Here is a 20,538-nt window from a genome sequence, read left to right as displayed (position 1 = left end):
GCGAAGCATAATATGGAGATATAGTTGGGCAAGAAAGCAATTATCGAAACGATTCTTCGGCCCTTGGGTTTGGGCGTCTACCGCCTGCGAACTAGTTCATACGAAAAGAATTTTCTTGATGCCGCACTAGCTTACAAGCGGCTGCTGGTTCGGGATATCTTGAAAAAGACGGGATACCGGGTTGCCAGAGGTCCTTTCGAAGGACTGTGGTTACCGGAAGAGGGCGCTTGGAGCGATTATGACGTTCTGGCTAAAATCGTGGGGTCATATGAGGCCGAGATTTTTTTTGCCCTTGAGGAGGAAGTGGCGCGCAAGCCTAGCATTATCGTTAATATCGGCGCTTCGGAGGGGTATTATGCGATCGGTATGAAGCGCCGGCTTCCCGAAGCGCGGGTATATACCTACGATATCGATGTCAAGTCATTCAAGTCGCTCGACCATTGCGCGCGTTTGAACGAAGTGGAGATTACTAGGCTCGATAGGTTCGATTACGCAAATCCGCTGGCGGGCATCGCAGACGTTGCTCCGGTCAAGCCGCTTTTCATACTCGACTGCGAAGGTTTTGAGCAATACGTGGTGGAAATGCCGCGCGGCGTTTCGGCCGTTTCCAGCTTTATCATAGAGTTGCACGATCTGTTCGTGCCAAACGTGAGCAATATCCTGATCGATTATTTCGCGGATACGCATACGATGAAGATCGTCGATCAGACTGTGCGCGACGTGAAGATGTATCCGGAACTGGCTGGCGTCCATGGCCCGATTGCTCCGCTGTTGCTGGACGAGTTTCGCGGCGGGGAAATGCAATGGCTGTATGCGGTACCGAAATGAGCTCCCAACACGCATTCTATTATGTCGTCGATGAACGGCTTGAGCCAGTCGCATTCGCTCTGGCATGTCATCTTGTGCGCACTTGGCGACTGGATGTGCACATCTTTGTTGAGGGCGGCGCAACCTCCGCGAAGCGACGGGCCGCTGTGCCTGGCGTATACTATCATGAAAACGAACTGTCCTGCTTGCTGCCCGACGGCGTGCCGTCGAGCGAGAAATGGCCAAGGATCGTTTATCTGCGGATATTTGCGCCCCGCTTTTTGAAGCAATACGAGCGGGTTATCTATCTGGACGCGGATCTGCTTCCCATCCGACGAGACGATAGAATATGGTCGCTGCCACTTCCGCACGGGTTGGCTGCGACGCACGACTTTGAAGTCACGCATGATTCTCCGCTTCCGGAGATGAGCAGAACTGAGTGGCTGGCCTCCATCGGCGTTCATGCGCCCCGATATTTAAATTCCGGTGTGCTGGTTATCGACGTGGCCGCTTGGCTGGAACTCGATTTCGCAGCATTGTTGCAAGATTATGTTGCCGCCCATGCGAATGGCATGAGGATGTTCGATCAGGATTTTCTGAATGCCGTTTTCCAGGAGCGCTGGAGCGGCCTCAGTCCGTCATGGAATTTTCAGGCCTGTCTTTTCAGCGTCGGTATAGACGATGCGTTTCCTCCGATTTTTTTACATTTCAGCAAGCCGGACAAGCCATGGATGGGGCGTTTCCGCGAGGGGGTCGATGATCTGGACAACTGGGGATACCAATATCTCTCGAAAGCCGCCCGTCGCGCCGGGGTCGATATGAATGGGCTCCTGTCGCCCAAGAAAATCAATGTCCTGTCACGCCTGAAGTATGACTTCAGGCGGCATATTTCCGGACTTGGCTATCGGCCGTCCAAGGAGAGGAAGCTTCGTGGCGAGGTTGCGCTTAGGCGGGAAAATCTGATCGCCTATCTCGCCGATGTGAAAGCCAGAGGTGGTTTTGCCGATCGCCGCGAATATGAGATTCCGTCTTCGTTCCGAGAGGCGGTCTTCGATGGCAAGACGCTGCGCTTACCTGCTGGTGGGCAGTTCAACGCTCTACTGATGATGGTTGAACTGGTGGAAGATATGGCCTGAACCCGATTTTCGTCAGCTTCTTCCGGGTGAAAGGGGACAAAAGCCGCCCGACGATAATGTCGCGTAGCTGAGAAAGCGGTCGGGACAGTTCCCTTCCGACTTTCTGAGCCAGTGCCCTGCGCCGGCTCTTTAGGTCCCACCCCCGCTCGATGTTCGTGGGTATTCCTAGGTGATTTTTCGCGATGAACTGATCTTGCACACAGAAGGCCGGCATGGCTTGATAAAGAGTAAGGTCATGGAACAGGCCGGAGGCAGGGTCGAAGAAGATCTGATCGATTGCGCGGTCCAGAGCGCCAAGATTCAGCAATGTACGGGCGCAGCCCGGCGAAATTATATAACCTGCCATGCCGAAGTGCTGGCCATGAAGCCGGGTTACAGAATATCCGTTTCCTATATCCCTGTGGCTTCTGCCGATCAAGGTTTTCCAGAAAACGGTTTCCACTTTCACGACGTCGGCATCGTCGGGAATCCAGTCATTCGTGCTGAAGAATCCCGCACATCCTTCGGCGAAGTGCAGGTCGTCTTCAAGCACTAGGCCGAAGTCGCTTTCCAGGCCGGCAATTTTTGCCCAGGCGATGCGATGACTGAGATAGCAGCCTACTTCGCTCGGAGAGAGAAAAGGGCTGCCGTCGGCATGGCTCTGCGACCAGCGGGCCTGTTCCTGCGTTGATAGACATTTGCCGTCTACCGCGTCGATTCGCTCGAATGGAAGCTGCATGTCCGAAAGCAGGGTGGACATCCGCGAGAGGCGTTCCGGATTTCTTTCGAGGTTGATAAGGAGGATCTTCAAGTTTGTACTCTTGCCCTATTCGAAACACGACCCTTGTTCTATGGGTCAAGCCAGAACGTGTTTGAAAGCTAAGGAACCGAAAGTCAAATGTCCTATCTGTCCATTTCGGCCTTCATCATCTGCCAGAACGAGGAACATTACCTCGGTCACTGTATCGAAAGTCTTGAGGGCTTTGCGGAAATCGTCATCGTGGACTCCGGGTCCACCGACGGTACGCTCGCGCTCATCCAGTCCTACATCGACAAAGGGTGGCCGTTGCGACTGTTTCGGGAAACATGGCGCGGTTATGCGGGGCAGAAGCAATTTGCGCTTGAACAATGCACGCAGGACTGGTGCTTTAACATTGATTCCGACGAGCGGCTGGATAAAGCGTTGCGGAGACTTTTGCCGGAGTTGCTTGACGCGCCGGATGAGGTCGTGGGATGGCGTGTTGCACGCCGGCCTTACCTCGTGGGATATGGATACACGTCCGAAAATGTTCGAGAGCGGAAGAACCTCCGGCTCATTCGTCGTGGCCGGGGCGCCTATGACCTGCGTCAGCAGGTTCATGAGGGGATCGCGGCGAGCGGCGAGGTGAGGAGCGCGACGACAGGCAGCCTGCTGCATTTTCGCCCGTTGATCATCGATGAGCAAATTCTTAAGGAAAACAAGTATTCGACGCTGAAGGCGGACCAACAGATCGCGGAAGGCCGCCGACCCAGGTTGTCGAAACTGATCTTTTCGCCGATCATCTATTTTCTGCGGCTGTATTTCAGGAATGGCCTGTGGCGGTGCGGCGTGCCCGGCTTCATCGAAGCGATGACGGGGTTTATATATGCTTTCCTGACGCAGGCGAAAATCGCGCAGCGCGCAGCGCTTCGTGCGCGTCCGAACCACGACGACTACGTAGGCCGCTGATCTCAGGCCTCAAGCGTCCGCCGGTACACCGCAGCAACGCGCCGCGCCTCGTTTTCAATGGTGAAGCGGGATGCAATATGCCGGCGCCCTTGCGAGCCGACGGCGTTGCGCCGGGCAGTGTCATTCATTAGGCTTGCCGCGGCTTGCGCTATGGAACTGAGGCTGTCGGCGGGGATGAGAAGGCCGGTTTCCCCTTCTCCCGTCACGATCAACTCGCTGAACGCCCCCACATCCGTCGCCACCACCGGCACGCCCGTCGCCATTGCTTCCAGCGGCGTCAGGCCGAAGCCTTCCCAGCGCTGGGGGGCGACGAAGAGGTCGAGGGTGCGGTACCATTCGTGGATGTTGGTGTGCTCGCCGACGAAAAGAATTCGTTTGTCCAGGCCCGCGTCGCGCACCTTTTCCTTCAGTTCGGCCTCGAATTCCACATGCTTGGCCGTAGCGCGGCCCGCTATGATGGCGGACCAGTCCGGGCGTTCCGGCAGGAGGGCGATCATGGCGTCGACGAAGAGGTCCGTTCCCTTCTGATGACGGATGCGGCCGAAGCAGCCGACGTATTTCCGGGCGGGGTCGAGACCGAGCGCGGCTTTGGCGGCGGCCTTGTCGGCAGGCGGCGAGAAGCGCTCGGTGTCGATGCCGTGCATGATGACGGTGCAGGGCACCTCGAGATAGGAGGCGGTCTTCGCGCTGGTGGCGATGACCGCGTCCATGCGCGAGATCAGGCACTTCGTCCAGCCCGTATGGCGGCGCTGGGAGGCGGAGGTGAAGACCAGCTTCAGCTTCATGCGCAGCAGGTCGCGCATCACGAGTCCGGCCAGCATTTCGACGTTGCGCCGCGCATGCCAGATCCGGGCCTTGCGGCCGGGCGGCGGGGTCCACAGGGACAGGAGATCGCGCCAGCGCAGCTTGGGCAGCGTATCCGGGAGGCCTGGGCCGAGCGTCGCCACCTTCTGGCCCAGCTTGTTCTGGACGGGAACAAGCTGGATGATCGTCGAGGTCACGCCGGACAGGCGGCGCTTGAAATTGGGCGCGATGACCTCGACGTCGCGAATATCCGGTCTGTTCGGCATGGACCGACCTTCAACCCCAGCTTACCGCCAGAATCTCGTAGGCCTTGGAGCCGCCGGGGGCGTTGACTTCGATCGAGTCGCCGACTTCCTTGCCGATGAGGGCGCGGGCGATGGGGGAGGAGATCGAGATGCGGCCCTGCTTCACGTCGGCTTCCTGGTCGCCGACGATCTGGTAGACCTTTTCTTCCTCGGTGTCCTCGTCGACGAGCTTCACGCGGGCGCCGAACTTGATCTTGGAGCCGGACATCTTGGTGAGGTCGATGACCTCGGCGCGGGCGACGAAGTCTTCCAGCTCGGTGATGCGGCCTTCGTTGTGGCTCTGGGCTTCCTTGGCGGCGTGGTACTCGGCGTTTTCCGACAGGTCGCCATGGGCGCGTGCCTCGGCGATCGCCTCGATGATTCGCGGACGTTCCTCCTGCTGGCGCCAGCGCAGTTCTTCCTGCAGCTTGACGAAACCGTCCTGGGTCATCGGTACCTTTTCAACCATTTTATCCCGTCCTTCAGACCGCGTCGCCCAGGCTCCCGCCTGCACGAACGCAAAAGAAAACGGTCTCCGGAGAAAAATCCCCGGAACCGTCGGAAGCGTTTGAATGGCTCTTATAGCAGATTGCGCGCCGCCAAGGCCAGTTTTTTCGCCGCATGCCAGCCGTGCCCCACAGGCGCCGGAACAATCCCCTGGTGCTGCCGTTAGCGCTTTATCGCGGGAGGCGGGCATGACTTTGCAAAATGCGGCTCATCTGGAAGGCAGGATCAACGCGCACCGGCGTCTGCTGGTCGAACTTCTTTCGGTGGTGGCTGCCATTCCCGAGGCGCGCGAGGCGCTTCTCGCCATGGCGCGCGACAACGAAACGGTCATCGACCACGAGGAGGATCCGGGCGTCGAGCCCGATGCCGCCTTCGCGGCGCAGCAGATCGCGGACGACGAGATTCGCGCGATCGTGAAGGCCGCGATGGCCCGACTCGAAACCAGGATGTGAGGAACGACGATGGGTGTGATCGAGAAGATTTCCGGTTATTTCAAGCAGTTGGCCGGCGAGGTGTCCGGCAACCAGGCCATGCATGACGAAGGGCGCCGGGAGGCGTCGGGTGCGACCTATCAGGAAAAGGACGAGCAGGTGGTTCGCGTCGAGCCGCGTGCCATGCCGGGTTCCGACAGTGTCGTCTCGGCCGAGACGGGCCGCGAGACGATCATCCGCGCCGATGCCGTGCCACAATTTGCGGTATCCGAGGCCGGGCGCGGCAATGACGGCGTTTCCAGCGCCAAACCGCGCGTCATCACCGGCAGCGACGACGCCACGGCGCACCGCACGCCGCCCGGCATGGCAACGCCCGCCCGCGACTGGTCCGTCGGCTTCGATGAAAACGCGCCGCCGCAGGATGCCGAGGCGCCCGTTGCCGACTATTCCGATGTCGAGCAGTTGAAGCTCTTCCGCCTCGTTCCCGTGGCCGCGGCAACGGACACGAACTGGGACATTGCGCCGAACCAGGGCGAGGTGGTGGTGCGGGCAAGGTCCAGCGGGGATGCGCGGGTCGTGGCGGCAGAAGCCGAGCTCGACTATCTCGAAATCGATGCGCTTCCGGGTGACGGCAATTCCACGACCTCGTCCAGCGCCTTCCGCAACGAGAAGCTTTATACGGTCGTCGATGAGACCGGCCCGGCCTATCCGGTGGAAGGGCCGCGCGAAGTGGTCGCCGGGAATGTCCGTGTCGACAACATCCGTCCGACCGAGCTTTGAGGAGGCTGCGATGAGCCAGAGCCAATCCGCCCGCACGGCGGCAAAACAGCGCGAGATCCAGAAAGAGGTGGCGAAGGCCGACAGCAAGGGCGCAGGGGACGAGCCCAAGGCGATGCAGGCCGGTGCGCGGCTTTATCCGGTTCCGCCCTTTCCCAAGCAGCATCAGCCGAAGCCCGGCCATGAAGCCGCGCTCGATCCGCCGCCGATGTACGACGCGCCCTTCTACAAGGGATCGGAAAAGCTGAAAGGCAAGGTGGCGCTCGTCACGGGGGGCGATTCCGGTATCGGCCGGGCGGTCGCCGTGTTCTTCGCCCGCGAGGGAGCGGATGTGGCGATCGCCCATCTTGCGGAAGGAAGGGACGCGCGGGACACCATCGCGGCCGTCGAGGCGGAGGGGCGGCGCTGCATCGCCTTTGCCGGCGACGTCAAGGACAAGGCCTTCTGCGCGGATACCGTGAAATGCGTCGTGCAGGACTTCGGCCGGCTCGATATCCTGGTGAACAACGCCGCGTTCCAGGTTCACAGCAAGGATATCCTCGATCTTTCCGAGGCGCATTTCGACGAGACGCTGAAGACCAATCTCTACGGCTATTTCTTCATGGCGCAGGCGGCGGTGCCGCATATGGCGCCGGGTTCGGCGATCATCAATACGGGGTCTGTCACGGGGCTGGAGGGGTCGAAGAACCTGCTCGACTATTCGATGACGAAGGGCGGCATCCATGCCTTCACGCGCTCGCTCGCCGGCCAGCTCGTGCCGCGCGGCATCCGCGTCAACGCCGTGGCGCCGGGGCCGGTCTGGACGCCGCTCAACCCCTCCGACAAAGAGGCCGAAGACGTTGCGGAATTCGGTGCGCAGACGCCGATGAAGCGGCCCGCCCAGCCGGAAGAGCTGGCGCCGGCCTATGTCTTCCTCGCCTCGCCGCAGTGCTCCAGCTACATCACGGGGGAAGTGCTCCCGATCATCGGCGGCTATTGAGCCGCCGATGATCCATCCGCCATTGACTCTGCTTTATAGAACACATAGTGAACAAATATGAAGAAATCGCTGCAACAACGCTTGGCCATCCTGTCGGATGCCGCCAAATACGATGCCTCCTGCGCGTCCAGCGGCACGGTCAAGCGCGACTCCGTGAAATCAGGCGGACTCGGCTCGACGGAAGGGGCGGGCATCTGCCATGCCTATGCGCCTGATGGCCGGTGCATCTCGCTGCTCAAGATCCTGCTCACCAATTTCTGCATCTTCGATTGCGCCTATTGCATCAACCGCTCGTCCAGCAATGTGGAGCGCGCCCGCTTCACGCCGGAGGAGGTGATCTGGCTCACGCTGGAATTCTACCGGCGCAACTATATCGAGGGCCTGTTCCTGTCGTCCGGCATCATCCGCTCGCCCGATCACACGATGGGCGAGATGGTGCGCGTGGCGCGGGAGCTCAGGACCGAGCATGGTTTTCGCGGCTATATCCACCTGAAATCCATTCCCGACGCCGCGCCCGAGCTGATCGAGGAGGCGGGGCTTTACGCGGACCGCCTGTCGCTCAACATCGAGCTGCCGACGGATGCGGGCATCGGGCGGCTCGCGCCGGAAAAGCGGCCGGAGGGCATCCGCCGCGCGATGGGCGAGCTTCGCCGCAAGATAGAGGCGGCGGCGGAACCCACCTTGCAGTCCAGGCGGCGCAAGCGCTTCGTGCCCGGCGGCCAGAGCACGCAGATGATCGTGGGTGCCGACGGGGCCGACGACGCGACCATTTTGAAGACCAGCGCCCGGCTTTATGGCAGCTACGGCTTGAAGCGCGTCTATTATTCCGCCTTCAGCCCCATCCCCGATGCCTCCCGCGCGTTGCCGCTGATCAAGCCGCCGCTGGTGCGCGAGCATCGGCTCTACCAGGCGGACTGGCTCTACCGCTTCTACGGCTTCGGCATCGACGAGATCACGGCCTCGACCGGCGGCATGCTCGATCTCGACATGGATCCGAAGCTTGCCTGGGCGCTCGCCAACCGCCAAGCCTTTCCGGTCGACGTCAACCGGGCGGAGCGCGAGCGGCTGCTGCGGGTTCCGGGCCTCGGCACGAAGTCGGTGGACGCGATCCTGTCCAGCCGCCGGTTCCACCGCCTGCGGCTGGAGGACCTCGCCCGGCTCGGCGTCTCGCTACGCAAGGTGCGGGCGTTCATCGAGGCGGAGGGCTGGGTGCCGCGCCGCCTTGCCGATAGGGACGACCTGAAAGCCGTCTTCGCCCCCAGGCCGGAACAGCTTTCGCTGCTCTGATGCACAGGGTTTGCCTTGTCGGGCGCGGCGATCTTTCCGAATGGCGGGACGCGGCCCGCGCGCTCGCCGCCGCCGGCCTTTCGCCGCAGCAGGTGGACTGGCGGATCGGCGGGGCGGAAGACGAGTTGTTCGAAGCCGCGCCGGACCTGCCGACGCCCGATCCGGCGGCCGCGCCGCTGACCGTCCCCGCGGGTTTCCTTTCCCTGGCCGAGTCGGTCGCCTGCCATACGGAGCCCGGCCGCTTTCATCTCCTGTACCGGCTGCTCTGGCGCCTGCAATCGGACAGGCGCCTGCTGGAGCTTACGGCGGACAAGGATGTCGCCTGGGCGCGGCTTCTGGCGAAGAACGTGCATCGCGACAGCCACAAGATGACGGCCTTCGTGCGCTTCAAGGAGATCACCGGGCAGGCGGAGGGGCGCCGCCGCTTCTTTGCCTGGTTCGAGCCGTCGCATTTCGTCGTCGCCCGGACCGCGCCGTTCTTCCGCCGGCGCTTTGCCGACATGGACTGGATCATCGCAACGCCGCGGGGAACGGCGAGCTGGGATGGCGAAAGCCTGATCTTCGACACGCGCCCCGGCGAAAATCCCGGCCATGGCGACCCGACGGACGAACTCTGGCGCACCTATTATGCCAGCATCTTCAATCCCGCCCGGCTGAAGCTGAAGGCCATGCAGGCGGAGATGCCGAAGAAATATTGGCGCCACCTGCCGGAGGCGGATCTGATCCCCGACCTCATCGCCAATGCCGAGGCGAATGTGCGGGCCATGGCCGAGCGCGCCGCCAGCGATCCGCCGCCCTTCCACCATCGCCTGCAGGAGGCGGCCCGCACCTTGCCGCCGCATATGCCGGCAGACGCCGGCACGGTCGAGGCCTTGCGCGAGGCGGCGCTGGGCTGCACGCGCTGTCCGCTGCATTGCGCCGCGACACAGACCGTTTTCGGGGAGGGGCCGCAGGAGGCGCGGATCATGATGGTGGGCGAGCAGCCGGGCGACCAGGAGGACCTTGCCGGTCGTCCCTTCGTTGGCCCGGCGGGCCGGGTCTTCGACGCGGTATTGAAGGAGGCGGGCATTGCCCGCGAGACGCTTTACCTCACGAATGCGGTGAAGCACTTCAAATATGTGCCGCGCGGCAAGCGCCGCATTCACGAAAGGCCGAACCGGGGCGAGATCGAGCATTGCCGCTGGTGGCTGGCGAAGGAGATGGAGCTGGTGAAGCCGAGCCTCGTCGTCGCGCTCGGGGCCACCGCGCTCTATGCGCTGAGCGGGCAGCAGGGACCGCTGAGCCGGCTGCGCGGCAAGCCGATCGCGATGCAGGACAATATCGTGCTCTACCCGACCGTCCACCCGTCCTTCCTGCTGCGCCTGCCCGACGAGGCGGAACGCCGCCGCCAGCACGGCCTCTTCGTCGAGGACATGAAGACCATAGGGCATCTGTCGGAGAGACTTGCCGCCCAATGAAAAGCCGGGCGTGTTGCCCGGCTCAGCTTGCTGACAAACCTCGCCCCACCCACCGCCCTCATCCTTGGCCTTGAGCCGAGGACCCGCCGACGCATCGAAAGATCGAGGCGTTCGCAGATGCTCGGGACAGGCCCGAGCATGACGGAAGAGAGGGTTTTACCCTTTGCCGGCAGTTTGAGCCGGGCAACGCGTCCGGCTTGGCTTGCTGGTAAACCTCGCCCCACCCACCGCCGTCATCCTCGGCCTTGAGCCGAGGATCTGCCGACGCATCGAAAGATCGAGATGTTTGCAGATGCTCGGGACAGGCCCGAGCATGACGGAAGAGAGGACGTCATCCTTTGTCAGCAGCCTCAGCCGGGCAACACCCCCGGCTTGGCTTGCTGATAAACCACGCCCCACCCGCGGCCGTCATCCTCGGCCTTGAGCCGAGGATCCGCCGACGCATCGAAAGATCGAGAGGTTTGCAGATGCTCGGGACAGGCCCGAGCATGACGGAAGAGAGGGTTTACCCTTTGCCGGCAGTTTGAGCCGGGCAACGCGCCCGGCTTTCCGCATTCCGAAAGATCGGCCTCAGAAATACGACTGAAGCGGACGCACTTCCAACTGGCCCTGCTTGAGCGCCTTGATCGCCTGGGCGGCGGCTTTGGCGCCGGCCATGGTGGTGTAGTAGGGCACCTTCTGCATCAGGGCGGCGCGGCGGAGCGACTTCGAGTCCGAGATCGCCTTGCTGCTGTCCGTCGTGTTGATGACGAGGCTGACCTGGCGGTTGCGGATGGCGTCCTCCACATGCGGACGGCCTTCCTGCACCTTGTTGACCTTGATCGCCTCGATGCCCTTTTCGGCGAGGAAGCGGGCGGTGCCCGATGTCGCCATGACCTTGAAGCCGATGTCGGTCAAGAGGCGCACGGCCGCCAGCACGCGCTCCTTGTCCTCGTCACGCACGGAGACGAAGACCGTGCCCTCGCGCGGCAGGTCGACGCCGGCGCCGAGCTGCGACTTGGCGAAGGCCAGCGCGAAGTCGGTGTCGAGACCGATGACCTCGCCGGTCGAGCGCATTTCCGGGCCGAGCAGCGTATCGACGCCCGGGAAGCGGGCGAAGGGGAAGACCGCTTCCTTGACGGCGATGTGCTTGAGGTTGCGCGGGTCCGGCTTTGCGCCATAGGCGGCGATCGCGGCGTCGAGGCTTTCGCCGGCCATGACGCGGGCGGCGATCTTGGCGATGGGCGCGCCGATGGTCTTGGCGACGAAGGGCACGGTGCGCGAGGCGCGCGGGTTGACTTCCAGCACGTAGATCGTGCCGTCCTTGATGGCGTATTGCACGTTCATCAGGCCGCCGACGTTGAGCGCCTTGGCGAGGGCCTTGGTCTGGCGCTCCAGCTCGTCGACGATTTCGCTGGAGAGCGTGTGGACCGGCAGCGAGCAGGCCGAGTCGCCGGAATGGATGCCGGCTTCCTCGATATGCTCCATGATGCCCGAGACGAAGACGTCCTTGCCGTCGCAGAGCGCATCGACGTCGACTTCCGTCGCGTTGGTCAGGTAGCTGTCGAAGAGAAGCGGGTTCTTGCCGAGCAGGGTGTTGATCTGGCCGGTCTTGTCGTTCGGGTAGCGCTGCTTGATGTCCTCGGGAACGAGTTCCGGCACCGTATCGAGCAGATAGGTCTGGAGCTGGCCTTCCGAATGGATGATCTGCATGGCGCGGCCGCCAAGCACGTAGGACGGGCGCACGACCAGCGGGAAGCCGATCTCGGCCGCGACGAGGCGGGCCTGCTCGACGGAATAGGCAATGCCGTTGTTCGGCTGGGCGAGGTCGAGCTTCTGCAGGAGCTTCTGGAAGCGGTCGCGATCCTCGGCAAGGTCGATCATGTCGGGCGCGGTGCCGAGGATCGGGATGCCGTTCTTCTCCAGCGCTTCGGCGAGCTTCAGCGGGGTCTGGCCACCGAACTGCACGATGACGCCGACGACCTCGCCGTTGGTCTGCTCGGCCTTCAGGATCTCGATGACGTCCTCGGCCGTCAGCGGCTCGAAATAGAGGCGGTCGGAGGTGTCGTAGTCGGTCGAGACGGTTTCCGGGTTGCAGTTGACCATGATGGCTTCATAGCCGGCGTCCTTCAGGGCGAAGGCGGCGTGGCAGCAGCAATAGTCGAACTCGATGCCCTGGCCGATGCGGTTCGGGCCGCCGCCGAGGATGACGACCTTCTTGCGATCCGAAATGCCGGCTTCCGAGCGCGTCGCGCCCGCAAACGGCGTCTCGTAGGTCGAGTACATGTAGGCGGTCGGCGAGGCGAATTCGGCGGCGCAGGTGTCGATGCGCTTGAAGACCGGGCGGACGTTCAGGCCGTTGCGCAGTTCGGCGACTTCCTTCGGGCGCTTGCCGGAGAGGGTGGCGAGGCGCGCGTCGGAGAAGCCCATGGCCTTCAGCATGCGCAGGTTCTCGGCGTCGGCCGGAAGGCCGTGCTCGCGGATGCGGGCCTCCATGTCGACGATGGCCTTGAACTGCTCGATGAACCACGGGTCGATCTTGGAACCCTCGTGGACTTCCTCGGGCGTCAGCCCCATGCGCAGCGCCTGGGCGACCATGCGCAGGCGGTCCGGCGTCGGGGTGGAGATGGCGGCGCGGATGGCATTGTTGTCGTTGCCGTCGCCAAGGCCCGGGATCTCGATCTCGTCGAGGCCGGTCAGGCCCGTTTCGAGGCCGCGCAGGGCTTTCTGGAGCGATTCGGCGAAGGTGCGGCCGATGGCCATGACCTCGCCGACCGACTTCATGGCGGTGGTCAGCGTCGGCTCGGCGCCGGGGAACTTCTCGAAGGCGAAGCGCGGGATCTTCGTCACGACATAGTCGATGGACGGCTCGAAGGAGGCCGGGGTCGCGCCGCCGGTGATGTCGTTCTCCAGCTCGTCGAGCGTGTAGCCGATGGCGAGCTTGGCGGCGATCTTGGCGATGGGGAAACCGGTGGCCTTCGATGCCAGTGCGGAAGAGCGCGAGACGCGCGGGTTCATCTCGATGACGACGAGGCGGCCGTTTTCCGGGTTGACGGCGAACTGCACGTTGGAGCCGCCCGTCTCGACGCCGATCTCGCGCAGCACCGCGATGGAGGCGTTGCGCATGATCTGGTATTCCTTGTCCGTCAGGGTCAAGGCCGGGGCGACGGTGATCGAGTCACCCGTATGCACGCCCATCGGGTCGATGTTCTCGATGGAGCAGATGATGATGCAGTTGTCCGCCTTGTCGCGGACGACTTCCATCTCGTATTCCTTCCAGCCGAGAACGGATTCCTCGATAAGCACTTCCGTGGTCGGGGAGGCGTCGAGGCCGGAATTGACGATCTCGAAGAATTCCGAGCGGTTGTAGGCGATGCCGCCGCCGGTGCCGCCGAGGGTGAAGGAGGGGCGGATGATGGCGGGAAGGCCGATCGTGTCGAGCGCCTGCGCGCCGATCGCCATGGCGTGGCTCATGTAGCGCTGCTTGCGGTCGGTCTCGCCGAGGTTCCACTGGTTCTCCAGCTCGTCCAGCGCCTTGTCGAGCGCATCGCCCGAAAGCTCCGCCTTCAGCTTGGCGCGCTCGGCCTCGTGAAGCTTGCGGTCCTTGTCCTTGATCTCGGTGGCGTTGGCCAGCATGGACTTCGGCGTTTCGAGTCCGATCTTCGCCATGGCCTCGCGGAAGAGGGCGCGGTCCTCGGCCTTGTCGATGGCCTCGGGCTTGGCGCCGATCATCTCGACATTGTAGCGGTCGAGAACGCCCATGCGCTTGAGGGAGAGCGCGGTGTTGAGCGCGGTCTGGCCGCCCATGGTCGGCAGCAGCGCGTCCGGGCGCTCCTTGGCGATGATTTTTGCCACGACTTCGGGAGTGATCGGCTCGACGTAGGTGGCGTCGGCGAGGCCCGGATCGGTCATGATCGTCGCCGGGTTGGAGTTGACGAGGATGACGCGGTAGCCTTCCTCCTTCAGCGCCTTGCAGGCCTGGGTTCCGGAATAGTCGAATTCGCAGGCCTGACCGATGACGATCGGCCCCGCGCCGATGATGAGGATCGATTTCAAATCTTGGCGCTTGGGCATCTCTCTATCCGTTCTTCCGCGTGCGCGAAAAACCGGCCATGGCGATGGGTTCACCGGCCGGGCGCGCATCTATGGTCGTTCAAAGGCTAGAAGCGGCTTATAGGCAAAGGAAGGGGCGAGCGGAACCCCGAAAATCGCCGAATCGACAGGAAAAGTGCGGGGGCTTTGCGCTGCCGATCCGGGGTGTCGCGGGCGCGGCGAGGGCGTGGCCTATTCGCCGGCCAGAATGCCCGGCAATTCCGCGAGGATGCCGTCCCGCGCGCGCAGGCTGGTGCGCGGTTCCTGTTTCTTCTCGTCCTGTATCAGCCGGGCGAAGACGACGGTGCGGTCCTCGCGGCGCGCCCAGCCGACATACCAGCCCCAGGGACGGCCGTAGTTCGGCGTGCCGTCCGGCTTCTTCGAATAGGCCATGCCGGTCTTGCCCTGCGCCCGCCAGCCGTCGGCGATGTCGCGTCCCTCGACGATCTCCATCGCCGCATCCATTGCCTCGGCGGAGACGGGCAGCTCATGGTTCACCAGCTTGCGCAGGAATTCCACCTGCTCGCGCGGGGAGATCTTCAGCGAGGAGGCGATCCAGGCGCGTTCGAGGCCGTTGTCCTTGCCGGGGTCGCCGGTCATGTCGGCATTGCCGTAGCCGAAGGCTTCGGCATAGTCGCGCAGCCGCTCGTAGCCGAGGAATTCGGTGATGCGCTGGGAATACCAGACGACGGAATATTCCAGCCAGCGCCGTGGCGTCGTCGGCTGGCGCCAGTTGTCGCCGCCCCAGTCGGGATAGCCCTTGATGAAGGGCAGCACCGGCTCCTCGGCATTTTCGAGGAAACCGGAATCGTAGCCCATTACCGCGAGCGGCACCTTGAAGGTGGAGGCGGGGGTGACGCGCGTCTTGCAGTCGCCCTTTTCCAGGATGATCTCGCCGTTTTCCGCATCGGCGACGATGCTACAAATAATGCGGGCCTCGACGGGCATGGCGAAGCCGGCGGCCAGCAGGACGCCGGCCGCGAAGGGACGCAGGTCCATCACGTTTTCCTCTATTTCCGAATGACTTGTGCATCATGGATAGCAATGCTTTCATGGCCTGACAAAAGATGAATACTGGTCTCAGCCATTAGGAGAATTAGGGCATTGCCATGGTTCGGCCTTATCTGCCGCTGAACGCCTTCCGCGCTTTCGAGGCCTCCGCCCGGCATCTTTCCTTCACGCGGGCGGCCATCGAACTGAATGTCACGCAGGCGGCCGTCAGCCATCAGGTGAAGAGCCTGGAGGAGCAGATGGGCGTCGTGCTGTTCAAGCGCCTGCCGCGCGGGCTGATGATTACCGCGGAGGGGGAAAGCCTCCTGCCGGTGCTGCGCGACAGCTTCGATCGCATGGCGGATGCGGTGGAGCGTTTTCGCGGCGGGCATGTGCGGGAAATCCTGACGGTGGGCGCGGTCGGCACCTTCGCCGTCGGCTGGCTGCTGCCGCGCCTTGCCGGTTTCCGCGAGCGCCATCCCTTCGTGGAGGTGCGGCTTTCGACCAACAACAACCGGGTGGACCTTGCCGCCGAAGGGCTCGATTTCGCCATCCGCTTCGGGGCCGGCGCATGGCATGGGACGGATGCCGTGCGTCTCTTCGATGCGCCGCTTTCCGTGCTCGCCATTCCCGCCGTCGCCCGCGACCTCAAGGAACCGGCCGACCTTCTCGGTCTGACGCTGCTGCGCTCCTATCGGCGCGACGAGTGGACGCGCTGGTTCGAGGCCGCCGGGCTGCCGCGCACGCCGCCGCCGCAGAACGCCATCGTCTTCGACACCTCGCTCGCCATGATGGAGGCGGTTTTGCAGGGCGCGGGCGTCGGCCTTGCGCCGCCGCTGATGTTCTCGCGGCTGCTGTCCGCCGGGGCTGTCGTCCAGCCTTTCCGCACCAGCGTCGCGCTCGGCAGCTACTGGCTGACCCGCCTGCAATCGCGCAGCCTCACCCCCGCCATGTCCGCCTTCGCCGCGTGGCTGGCGGAGACGGTGGCGGAGGAGGGGCTGGAGTGAATCCCATCAGGTGAGGTTGCGGCGGCGCTCCAGCTCGGCGTCGGTCGGCGTCTCGAATTCGAAGGAACCGGTGGTGACATCGCCGGCGCGGGCATAGCGGCTCATGACGATGCCGGTGTCGCTGGTGCGCGAATCGATGAGCGTCAGCGCGCGCGGGAAGGAGGCGTCGCCGAAGAGCCGCTTGCCCTTGCCGAGGATGACCGGGAAGACGGAGACGTGGATCTCGTCGACGAGGTCGTTCTCGAACAGCGCTTTCAGGAATTCGGTGGAACCCTGCGTCAGGAGGTCCGGTCCGTCGCCATCCTTCAGCTTGCGCACGGCCGCGATCGCGTCCGGGTCGAGCACATGGCTGTTCTGCCATGTCGGTTTGAAGTCCGGGTTTCGGGTCGCGACATATTTGTCGACGCGGTCGAAGAGCGGGCCGATCGGGTCGTCCTTCTCCACATAGGGCCAGTGGGCGGCGAAGATGTCGTAGGTCTTGCGGCCGAGCAGGAGGTCGAAGGGTTTTGCGAACAGTTCGCGGATGAAGGCGCCCATCTTCTCGTCGAAGGCAGCGGCCGCCCAGCCGCCGAACCGGAAGCCGCCGACGGGATCCTCGTCCGGCCCGCCCGGCGCCTGCATGACGCCGTCGAGGCTGGTGAAAGCGCCGACAATGATCTTTCGCATGGGTCTTCTCCTGGCACGGTTGATTGACGGATACCTAGAGACGAACGGCGAGGCGGCGAGCCGACAGGCGCCAGAAAAAATTCAGCCCCAGCGGGCGCGCACCGCCTCCGTTCGGCTGCGGCTCACCGGAATCTCGCTGCCGTCCTTCAGGAGGATCGCCAGCTTGCCTTCGGAGCGCAGCAGCCTTTCGACATGCGCATCGGCAACGAAATGCGAGCGGTGCACCTGCAAGCCCTGCGTGCCGCCGGCTTCCTCCACGGCATCGGAAAAGCGCAGCAGGATCAATTCCCGCCCGCGGCTGGTCGTCACCTCGGTATAGTGGTCGGCGACGGTCATGTGCAGGATCGGGCCGCGGTTCTCCGGCCTGAGGCGGCGCAGCAGCGGCACGTCTGCCCGCTCCTCCTCGCTCGGCGCGGGGACGGAGGACAGCGCCTCGGCCTGCTGGCTGCTCATCGTCAGGTAGGTCAGGGCGCAGAAGAGGGCGGAGAGGAGGAGGCCGGTCGCGATGCTTGCGGCAAGGTCGGAGATTGTCGGCGTGCCGCCGAAGGTCGCGCGGCTGATCGCATTCGTCGCAAGCCCGACCGGCACGCCGGCGACCAGCGTGCCGAGCGCCATGCGGCGGCCAAGGCCCGGGATACGGTCCCGCAGCAGCGTGTTGACGAGCACGATGGCGGTGACGGCGATGGCCCAGGCGACGGCATGCAGCACGAGCCAGAAGCCGAGGCGGGGGATGGCGGCCAGCCGCTCCGCGGTGCCGTAGGGACCCGTCACCCAGAAGATCAGCACCACCGCGCCGAAGGTCGCCCAGAACCGCGGCGCGCGCAGGAAGACCTGCAGTTCACGAAGCGCGGATTGCAGCAAGGGGCGTTCCACGAAGTTTTCCGTCCGTTCGGGCCAAAGCGTTTGAAGCGGCCCGATCATTGGCGGAAGACGGGGCCGAATTCAACCGTCCCCGGAGCCCGCCATGACCTTCGAGCCGCTTGCCAATGCATCCTTCGCCGTCCAGTTCCACGTCGCGACCGTGCTGCCGGCCGCCGTGCTCGGCGCCGTCCTCCTCGCCCGCCCGAAGGGCACGCCGACCCATCGGCTGCTCGGAAAAGTCTGGCTTTTCCTGATGGTTGCGACGAGTTTTTCGACCTTCTTCATCCATGGAATCAACACATTCCACGGCTTCAGCCCGATCCATCTCCTTTCGCTCTATGTGATCCTCGCCAGCGTGCCGGCCGTGATGGCGGCGCGGCGCGGCAATATCCGCGCGCACCGCGCCCAGGTCGCCGGCATGTATTTCGGCGGCATCGTCGTCGCGGGTCTCTTCACCCTCGTTCCGCACCGGGTGATGGGGGCGATGATCTTCGACGGGACGTCTGGCCTTGCAAGCGGGCTTGCCGCCGCCGCCGTCAGTTTCCTGCTCGTCGCGGCGGGGGCGCTGGCGGTGCGCGAGGCCGGCTGGGGCGGGCTTGTCCGGCGGCGCTGAGGGGCTGCTTTTCGTTTTGCAAGGCGCCCCGGCAGGTCCTATAAGTCGTTGCTGAGGAACGAATTCATGCGATGAGCGTTCGTCGGCAATTCAAAGCGGGGAAATGCGCCATGGAATGGAAAGGTCGTCGCCAGTCGGGCAATATCGAGGACCAGCGCGGAGCCGGTCCCTCGATGGGAGGCCGCAATCCCTTCGGCCGGGGCGGCGGGTTCCGCATTCCGATGGGCGGCGGCGGCCGGGCCGGCGGCGGCATGAGCATCGGCACCATCATCTTCCTCGTCGTCATCTATTTCATCTTCAAGGCGATGGGCATCGACCTCCTGCAGGTCATGGGCAATGGCGGGCAGGTCAGCATGCCGGGCTTCGAGCAGACGGAGAGCGCCAGCCGCCGCTCCTCGCCACAGGAGGAAGAGACCAAGGAATTCATGGCGACGGTGCTCGCCGAGACCGAAGACACCTGGAACGGCATCTTCAAGGCAGCCGGCGAGACATACGAGGAGCCCAAGATGGTGCTCTTCTCCGGCTCCGTCAAATCCGCCTGCGGCTTCGCCTCGGCGGCGTCCGGGCCGTTCTATTGCCCGGGTGACCGCAAGGTCTATCTCGACATGAGCTTCTTCGACGAGCTCGCCAACAAGTTCGACGCGGCCGGCGATTTCGCCCAGGCCTATGTCGTCGCGCATGAGGTGGGCCACCATGTCCAGAACCTCACCGGCATCCTGCCGCGCTTCAACCAGCAGCGCCAGCGCATGAGCGAGGCGGAGGCGAACCAGATGTCCGTGCGCGTCGAGCTGCAGGCCGATTGCTATGCCGGCATCTGGGGCAAGTACACGCAGCAGAAGGGCCTCTTGGAAAGCGGCGACCTCGAAGAGGCGCTGAACGCCGCCACCCAGATCGGCGACGATACGCTGCAGAAGCGCATGCAGGGCTATGTGGTGCCGGAGAGCTTCAACCACGGCACCTCCGAACAGCGCCGCCGCTGGTTCAAGCGCGGTTTCGACAGCGGCCGCCTGGATGCCTGCAACACCTTCCAGGGCGATCCCTGAGACCACTCGACTTCTCTGAAAAGCCCTCCGGCCGCTGAGGCCGGAGGGCTTTCGCATGATCAGGCGTGCTTTTCGCTGTCCATATGGGCGAGCTGGGCGGCCGGGTAGCGTTCGCCCGCGGCCGCGCCCTTCGGCATGGCCGCCTCGATGGCGGCGAGGTCGGCTTCGTCAAGCGTGACCTGCTGCGCGCCCAGTGCCTCGGCGAGCCTGTCGCGGCGGCGGGCGCCGATGAGCGGGACGATATCCTCGCCCTGTGCCGCCACCCAGGCGATGGCGAGCTGCGCGACGCTCGCGCCCTTTTCCTCCGCCACGCGGCGCAGCGCCTCGACGAGCGCCAGGTTGCGGTCGACATTGCCGTCCTGGAAGCGCGGGCTTGCGGCGCGGAAGTCGCCGCCCGCGACAGTACCCTTCTGCCAGTGGCCGCTGATGAGGCCGCGCGACAGCACGCCATAGGCCGTGAGCGGGATGCCGAGTGCGCGGCAGGTCGGCAGGATATCGTCCTCGATGCCGCGGGAGATCAGCGAATATTCGATCTGGAGGTCGGCGATCGGGTGCACGGCGGCGGCGCGGCGGATCGTCTCCGATCCCACCTCGGACAGGCCGATATGGCGGATGTAGCCGGCCTTCACCAGATCGGCGAGCGCGCCGATGGTCTCCTCGATCGGCACCGCCGGATCGAGGCGGGCCGGGCGGTAGATGTCGATATGGTCGGTGCCGAGCCGCTGCAGCGAATAGGCTAGGAAGTTGCGGATCGCCGCCGGGCGCGAATCGTAGCCGGCCCAGACGCCGTCGGGGCCGCGCAGGGCGCCGAACTTCACGCTGATCACCACGTCCTCGCGGCGGCGCTCCTTCAGCGCCTCGGCGATGAGCATCTCGTTGTGGCCCATGCCGTAGAAGTCGCCGGTGTCGAGAAGGTTTATGCCGGCGTCGAGCGCGGCGTGGATGGTGGCGATGCTCTCCGCCCGGTCGGCCGGGCCGTACATGCCGGACATGCCCATGCAGCCGAGCCCGATGGTGGAAACGCGCGGGCCGGTCTTGCCGAGGTTGACGGTCTTCATGGTCTTCTCCTGTTGTCTGCCTTCGGTTCGACCGTCTTTTACCGCACTGGTCTTTGTGCGATAATCCGGCCTT

General features: G+C 64.0%; 19 protein-coding genes. 11 read left to right on the top strand and 8 right to left on the bottom strand.

Translation table 11 applies throughout. The annotated features are described in order from the left end of the window. Positions 1–24: 24 nt before the first annotated feature. Together L0976_RS03495 and L0976_RS03490 are read left to right on the top strand one after the other, a co-directional pair. On the top strand, positions 25–828 hold the full coding sequence (locus L0976_RS03495) for a hypothetical protein (RefSeq protein ID WP_234186126.1): 804 nt from the start codon (positions 25–27) through the stop codon (positions 826–828). After that, complete coding sequence (locus L0976_RS03490; protein WP_234186125.1) at positions 825–1,943, top strand: glycosyltransferase; 1,119 nt, start codon at positions 825–827, stop codon at positions 1,941–1,943. The genes L0976_RS03495 and L0976_RS03490 overlap by 4 nt, the downstream gene beginning before the upstream one ends. Here the strand turns inward: L0976_RS03490 and L0976_RS03485 are convergent. Next, complete coding sequence (locus L0976_RS03485) at positions 1,897–2,733, bottom strand: glycosyltransferase family 25 protein (RefSeq protein WP_234186123.1); 837 nt, start codon at positions 2,731–2,733, stop codon at positions 1,897–1,899. The genes L0976_RS03490 and L0976_RS03485 overlap by 47 nt on opposite strands. A gap of 87 nt (positions 2,734–2,820) precedes the next feature. Between L0976_RS03485 and L0976_RS03480 the strand changes: the two genes are divergently transcribed. Further along, positions 2,821–3,630 carry a glycosyltransferase family 2 protein gene (locus tag L0976_RS03480; protein ID WP_234186122.1) on the top strand — a complete coding sequence of 270 codons (810 nt, stop codon included), beginning with the start codon at positions 2,821–2,823 and terminating at the stop codon, positions 3,628–3,630. Between the two features lie 2 nt (positions 3,631–3,632). Here L0976_RS03480 and L0976_RS03475 read toward each other — a convergent pair whose 3' ends face one another. Next, the gene (locus L0976_RS03475) at positions 3,633–4,700 is read right to left on the bottom strand and encodes a glycosyltransferase family 4 protein (RefSeq protein WP_234186120.1); all 1,068 of its coding nucleotides are present in this window, start codon (positions 4,698–4,700) and stop codon (positions 3,633–3,635) included. 10 nt (positions 4,701–4,710) lie between these two features. After that, positions 4,711–5,187, bottom strand: coding sequence for a transcription elongation factor GreA (gene greA / locus L0976_RS03470; protein WP_203319501.1), 477 nt, complete (start codon positions 5,185–5,187; stop codon positions 4,711–4,713). A gap of 226 nt (positions 5,188–5,413) precedes the next feature. Between greA and L0976_RS03465 the strand changes: the two genes are divergently transcribed. From L0976_RS03465 to L0976_RS03440, 5 genes are all read left to right on the top strand, one after another. Further along, positions 5,414–5,677, top strand: coding sequence for a hypothetical protein (locus L0976_RS03465; RefSeq protein ID WP_234186117.1), 264 nt, complete (start codon positions 5,414–5,416; stop codon positions 5,675–5,677). A 441-nt stretch (positions 5,678–6,118) separates the two neighbouring features. After that, the gene (locus tag L0976_RS03455; protein WP_234186210.1) at positions 6,119–6,436 is read left to right on the top strand and encodes a hypothetical protein; all 318 of its coding nucleotides are present in this window, start codon (positions 6,119–6,121) and stop codon (positions 6,434–6,436) included. A gap of 10 nt (positions 6,437–6,446) precedes the next feature. Further along, on the top strand, positions 6,447–7,412 hold the full coding sequence (locus L0976_RS03450; protein WP_234186115.1) for an SDR family oxidoreductase: 966 nt from the start codon (positions 6,447–6,449) through the stop codon (positions 7,410–7,412). Positions 7,413–7,469: 57 nt separating this feature from the next. Beyond that, positions 7,470–8,699 carry a putative DNA modification/repair radical SAM protein gene (locus tag L0976_RS03445; protein ID WP_234186113.1) on the top strand — a complete coding sequence of 410 codons (1,230 nt, stop codon included), beginning with the start codon at positions 7,470–7,472 and terminating at the stop codon, positions 8,697–8,699. Continuing rightward, on the top strand, positions 8,699–10,156 hold the full coding sequence (locus tag L0976_RS03440; protein WP_234186112.1) for a UdgX family uracil-DNA binding protein: 1,458 nt from the start codon (positions 8,699–8,701) through the stop codon (positions 10,154–10,156). The genes L0976_RS03445 and L0976_RS03440 overlap by 1 nt, the downstream gene beginning before the upstream one ends. A gap of 570 nt (positions 10,157–10,726) precedes the next feature. Here the strand turns inward: L0976_RS03440 and carB are convergent. Beyond that, positions 10,727–14,209, bottom strand: coding sequence for a carbamoyl-phosphate synthase large subunit (gene carB, locus L0976_RS03435; protein ID WP_234186110.1), 3,483 nt, complete (start codon positions 14,207–14,209; stop codon positions 10,727–10,729). Positions 14,210–14,419: 210 nt separating this feature from the next. Further along, entirely contained in the window at positions 14,420–15,226 is an 807-nt protein-coding gene (blaOXA, locus tag L0976_RS03430; protein ID WP_234186106.1) for a class D beta-lactamase, read from the bottom strand. Between the two features lie 110 nt (positions 15,227–15,336). On the opposite strand from blaOXA, the gene L0976_RS03425 reads away from it, so the two are divergent. Beyond that, positions 15,337–16,224, top strand: coding sequence for a LysR family transcriptional regulator (locus tag L0976_RS03425; RefSeq protein ID WP_234186105.1), 888 nt, complete (start codon positions 15,337–15,339; stop codon positions 16,222–16,224). A gap of 6 nt (positions 16,225–16,230) precedes the next feature. Here L0976_RS03425 and L0976_RS03420 read toward each other — a convergent pair whose 3' ends face one another. Together L0976_RS03420 and L0976_RS03415 are read right to left on the bottom strand one after the other, a co-directional pair. Beyond that, a complete protein-coding gene (locus tag L0976_RS03420) occupies positions 16,231–16,890 on the bottom strand; it encodes a dihydrofolate reductase family protein (protein WP_234186103.1) in 660 nt (219 codons plus the stop codon). A gap of 81 nt (positions 16,891–16,971) precedes the next feature. Then, on the bottom strand, positions 16,972–17,811 hold the full coding sequence (locus tag L0976_RS03415; RefSeq protein ID WP_255695762.1) for a LytTR family DNA-binding domain-containing protein: 840 nt from the start codon (positions 17,809–17,811) through the stop codon (positions 16,972–16,974). Positions 17,812–17,854: 43 nt separating this feature from the next. On the opposite strand from L0976_RS03415, the gene L0976_RS03410 reads away from it, so the two are divergent. Both L0976_RS03410 and L0976_RS03405 read left to right on the top strand, forming a co-directional pair. Further along, positions 17,855–18,364: a DUF2306 domain-containing protein gene (locus L0976_RS03410; RefSeq protein ID WP_234186101.1), complete on the top strand. Its 510-nt coding sequence runs from the start codon at positions 17,855–17,857 to the stop codon at positions 18,362–18,364. 110 nt (positions 18,365–18,474) lie between these two features. Beyond that, on the top strand, positions 18,475–19,407 hold the full coding sequence (locus L0976_RS03405) for a neutral zinc metallopeptidase (protein ID WP_234186100.1): 933 nt from the start codon (positions 18,475–18,477) through the stop codon (positions 19,405–19,407). A 59-nt stretch (positions 19,408–19,466) separates the two neighbouring features. On the opposite strand, the gene L0976_RS03400 is transcribed toward L0976_RS03405, so the two are convergent. Further along, complete coding sequence (locus tag L0976_RS03400) at positions 19,467–20,465, bottom strand: aldo/keto reductase (RefSeq protein ID WP_234186099.1); 999 nt, start codon at positions 20,463–20,465, stop codon at positions 19,467–19,469. Positions 20,466–20,538 lie beyond the last annotated feature (73 nt).

Source organism: Shinella sp. NM-101, from assembly GCF_021401195.1.
In the GTDB taxonomy this organism is placed as follows: Bacteria; Pseudomonadota; Alphaproteobacteria; order Rhizobiales; family Rhizobiaceae; genus Shinella.
This window is presented reverse-complemented; position numbering and strand designations above follow the sequence as displayed.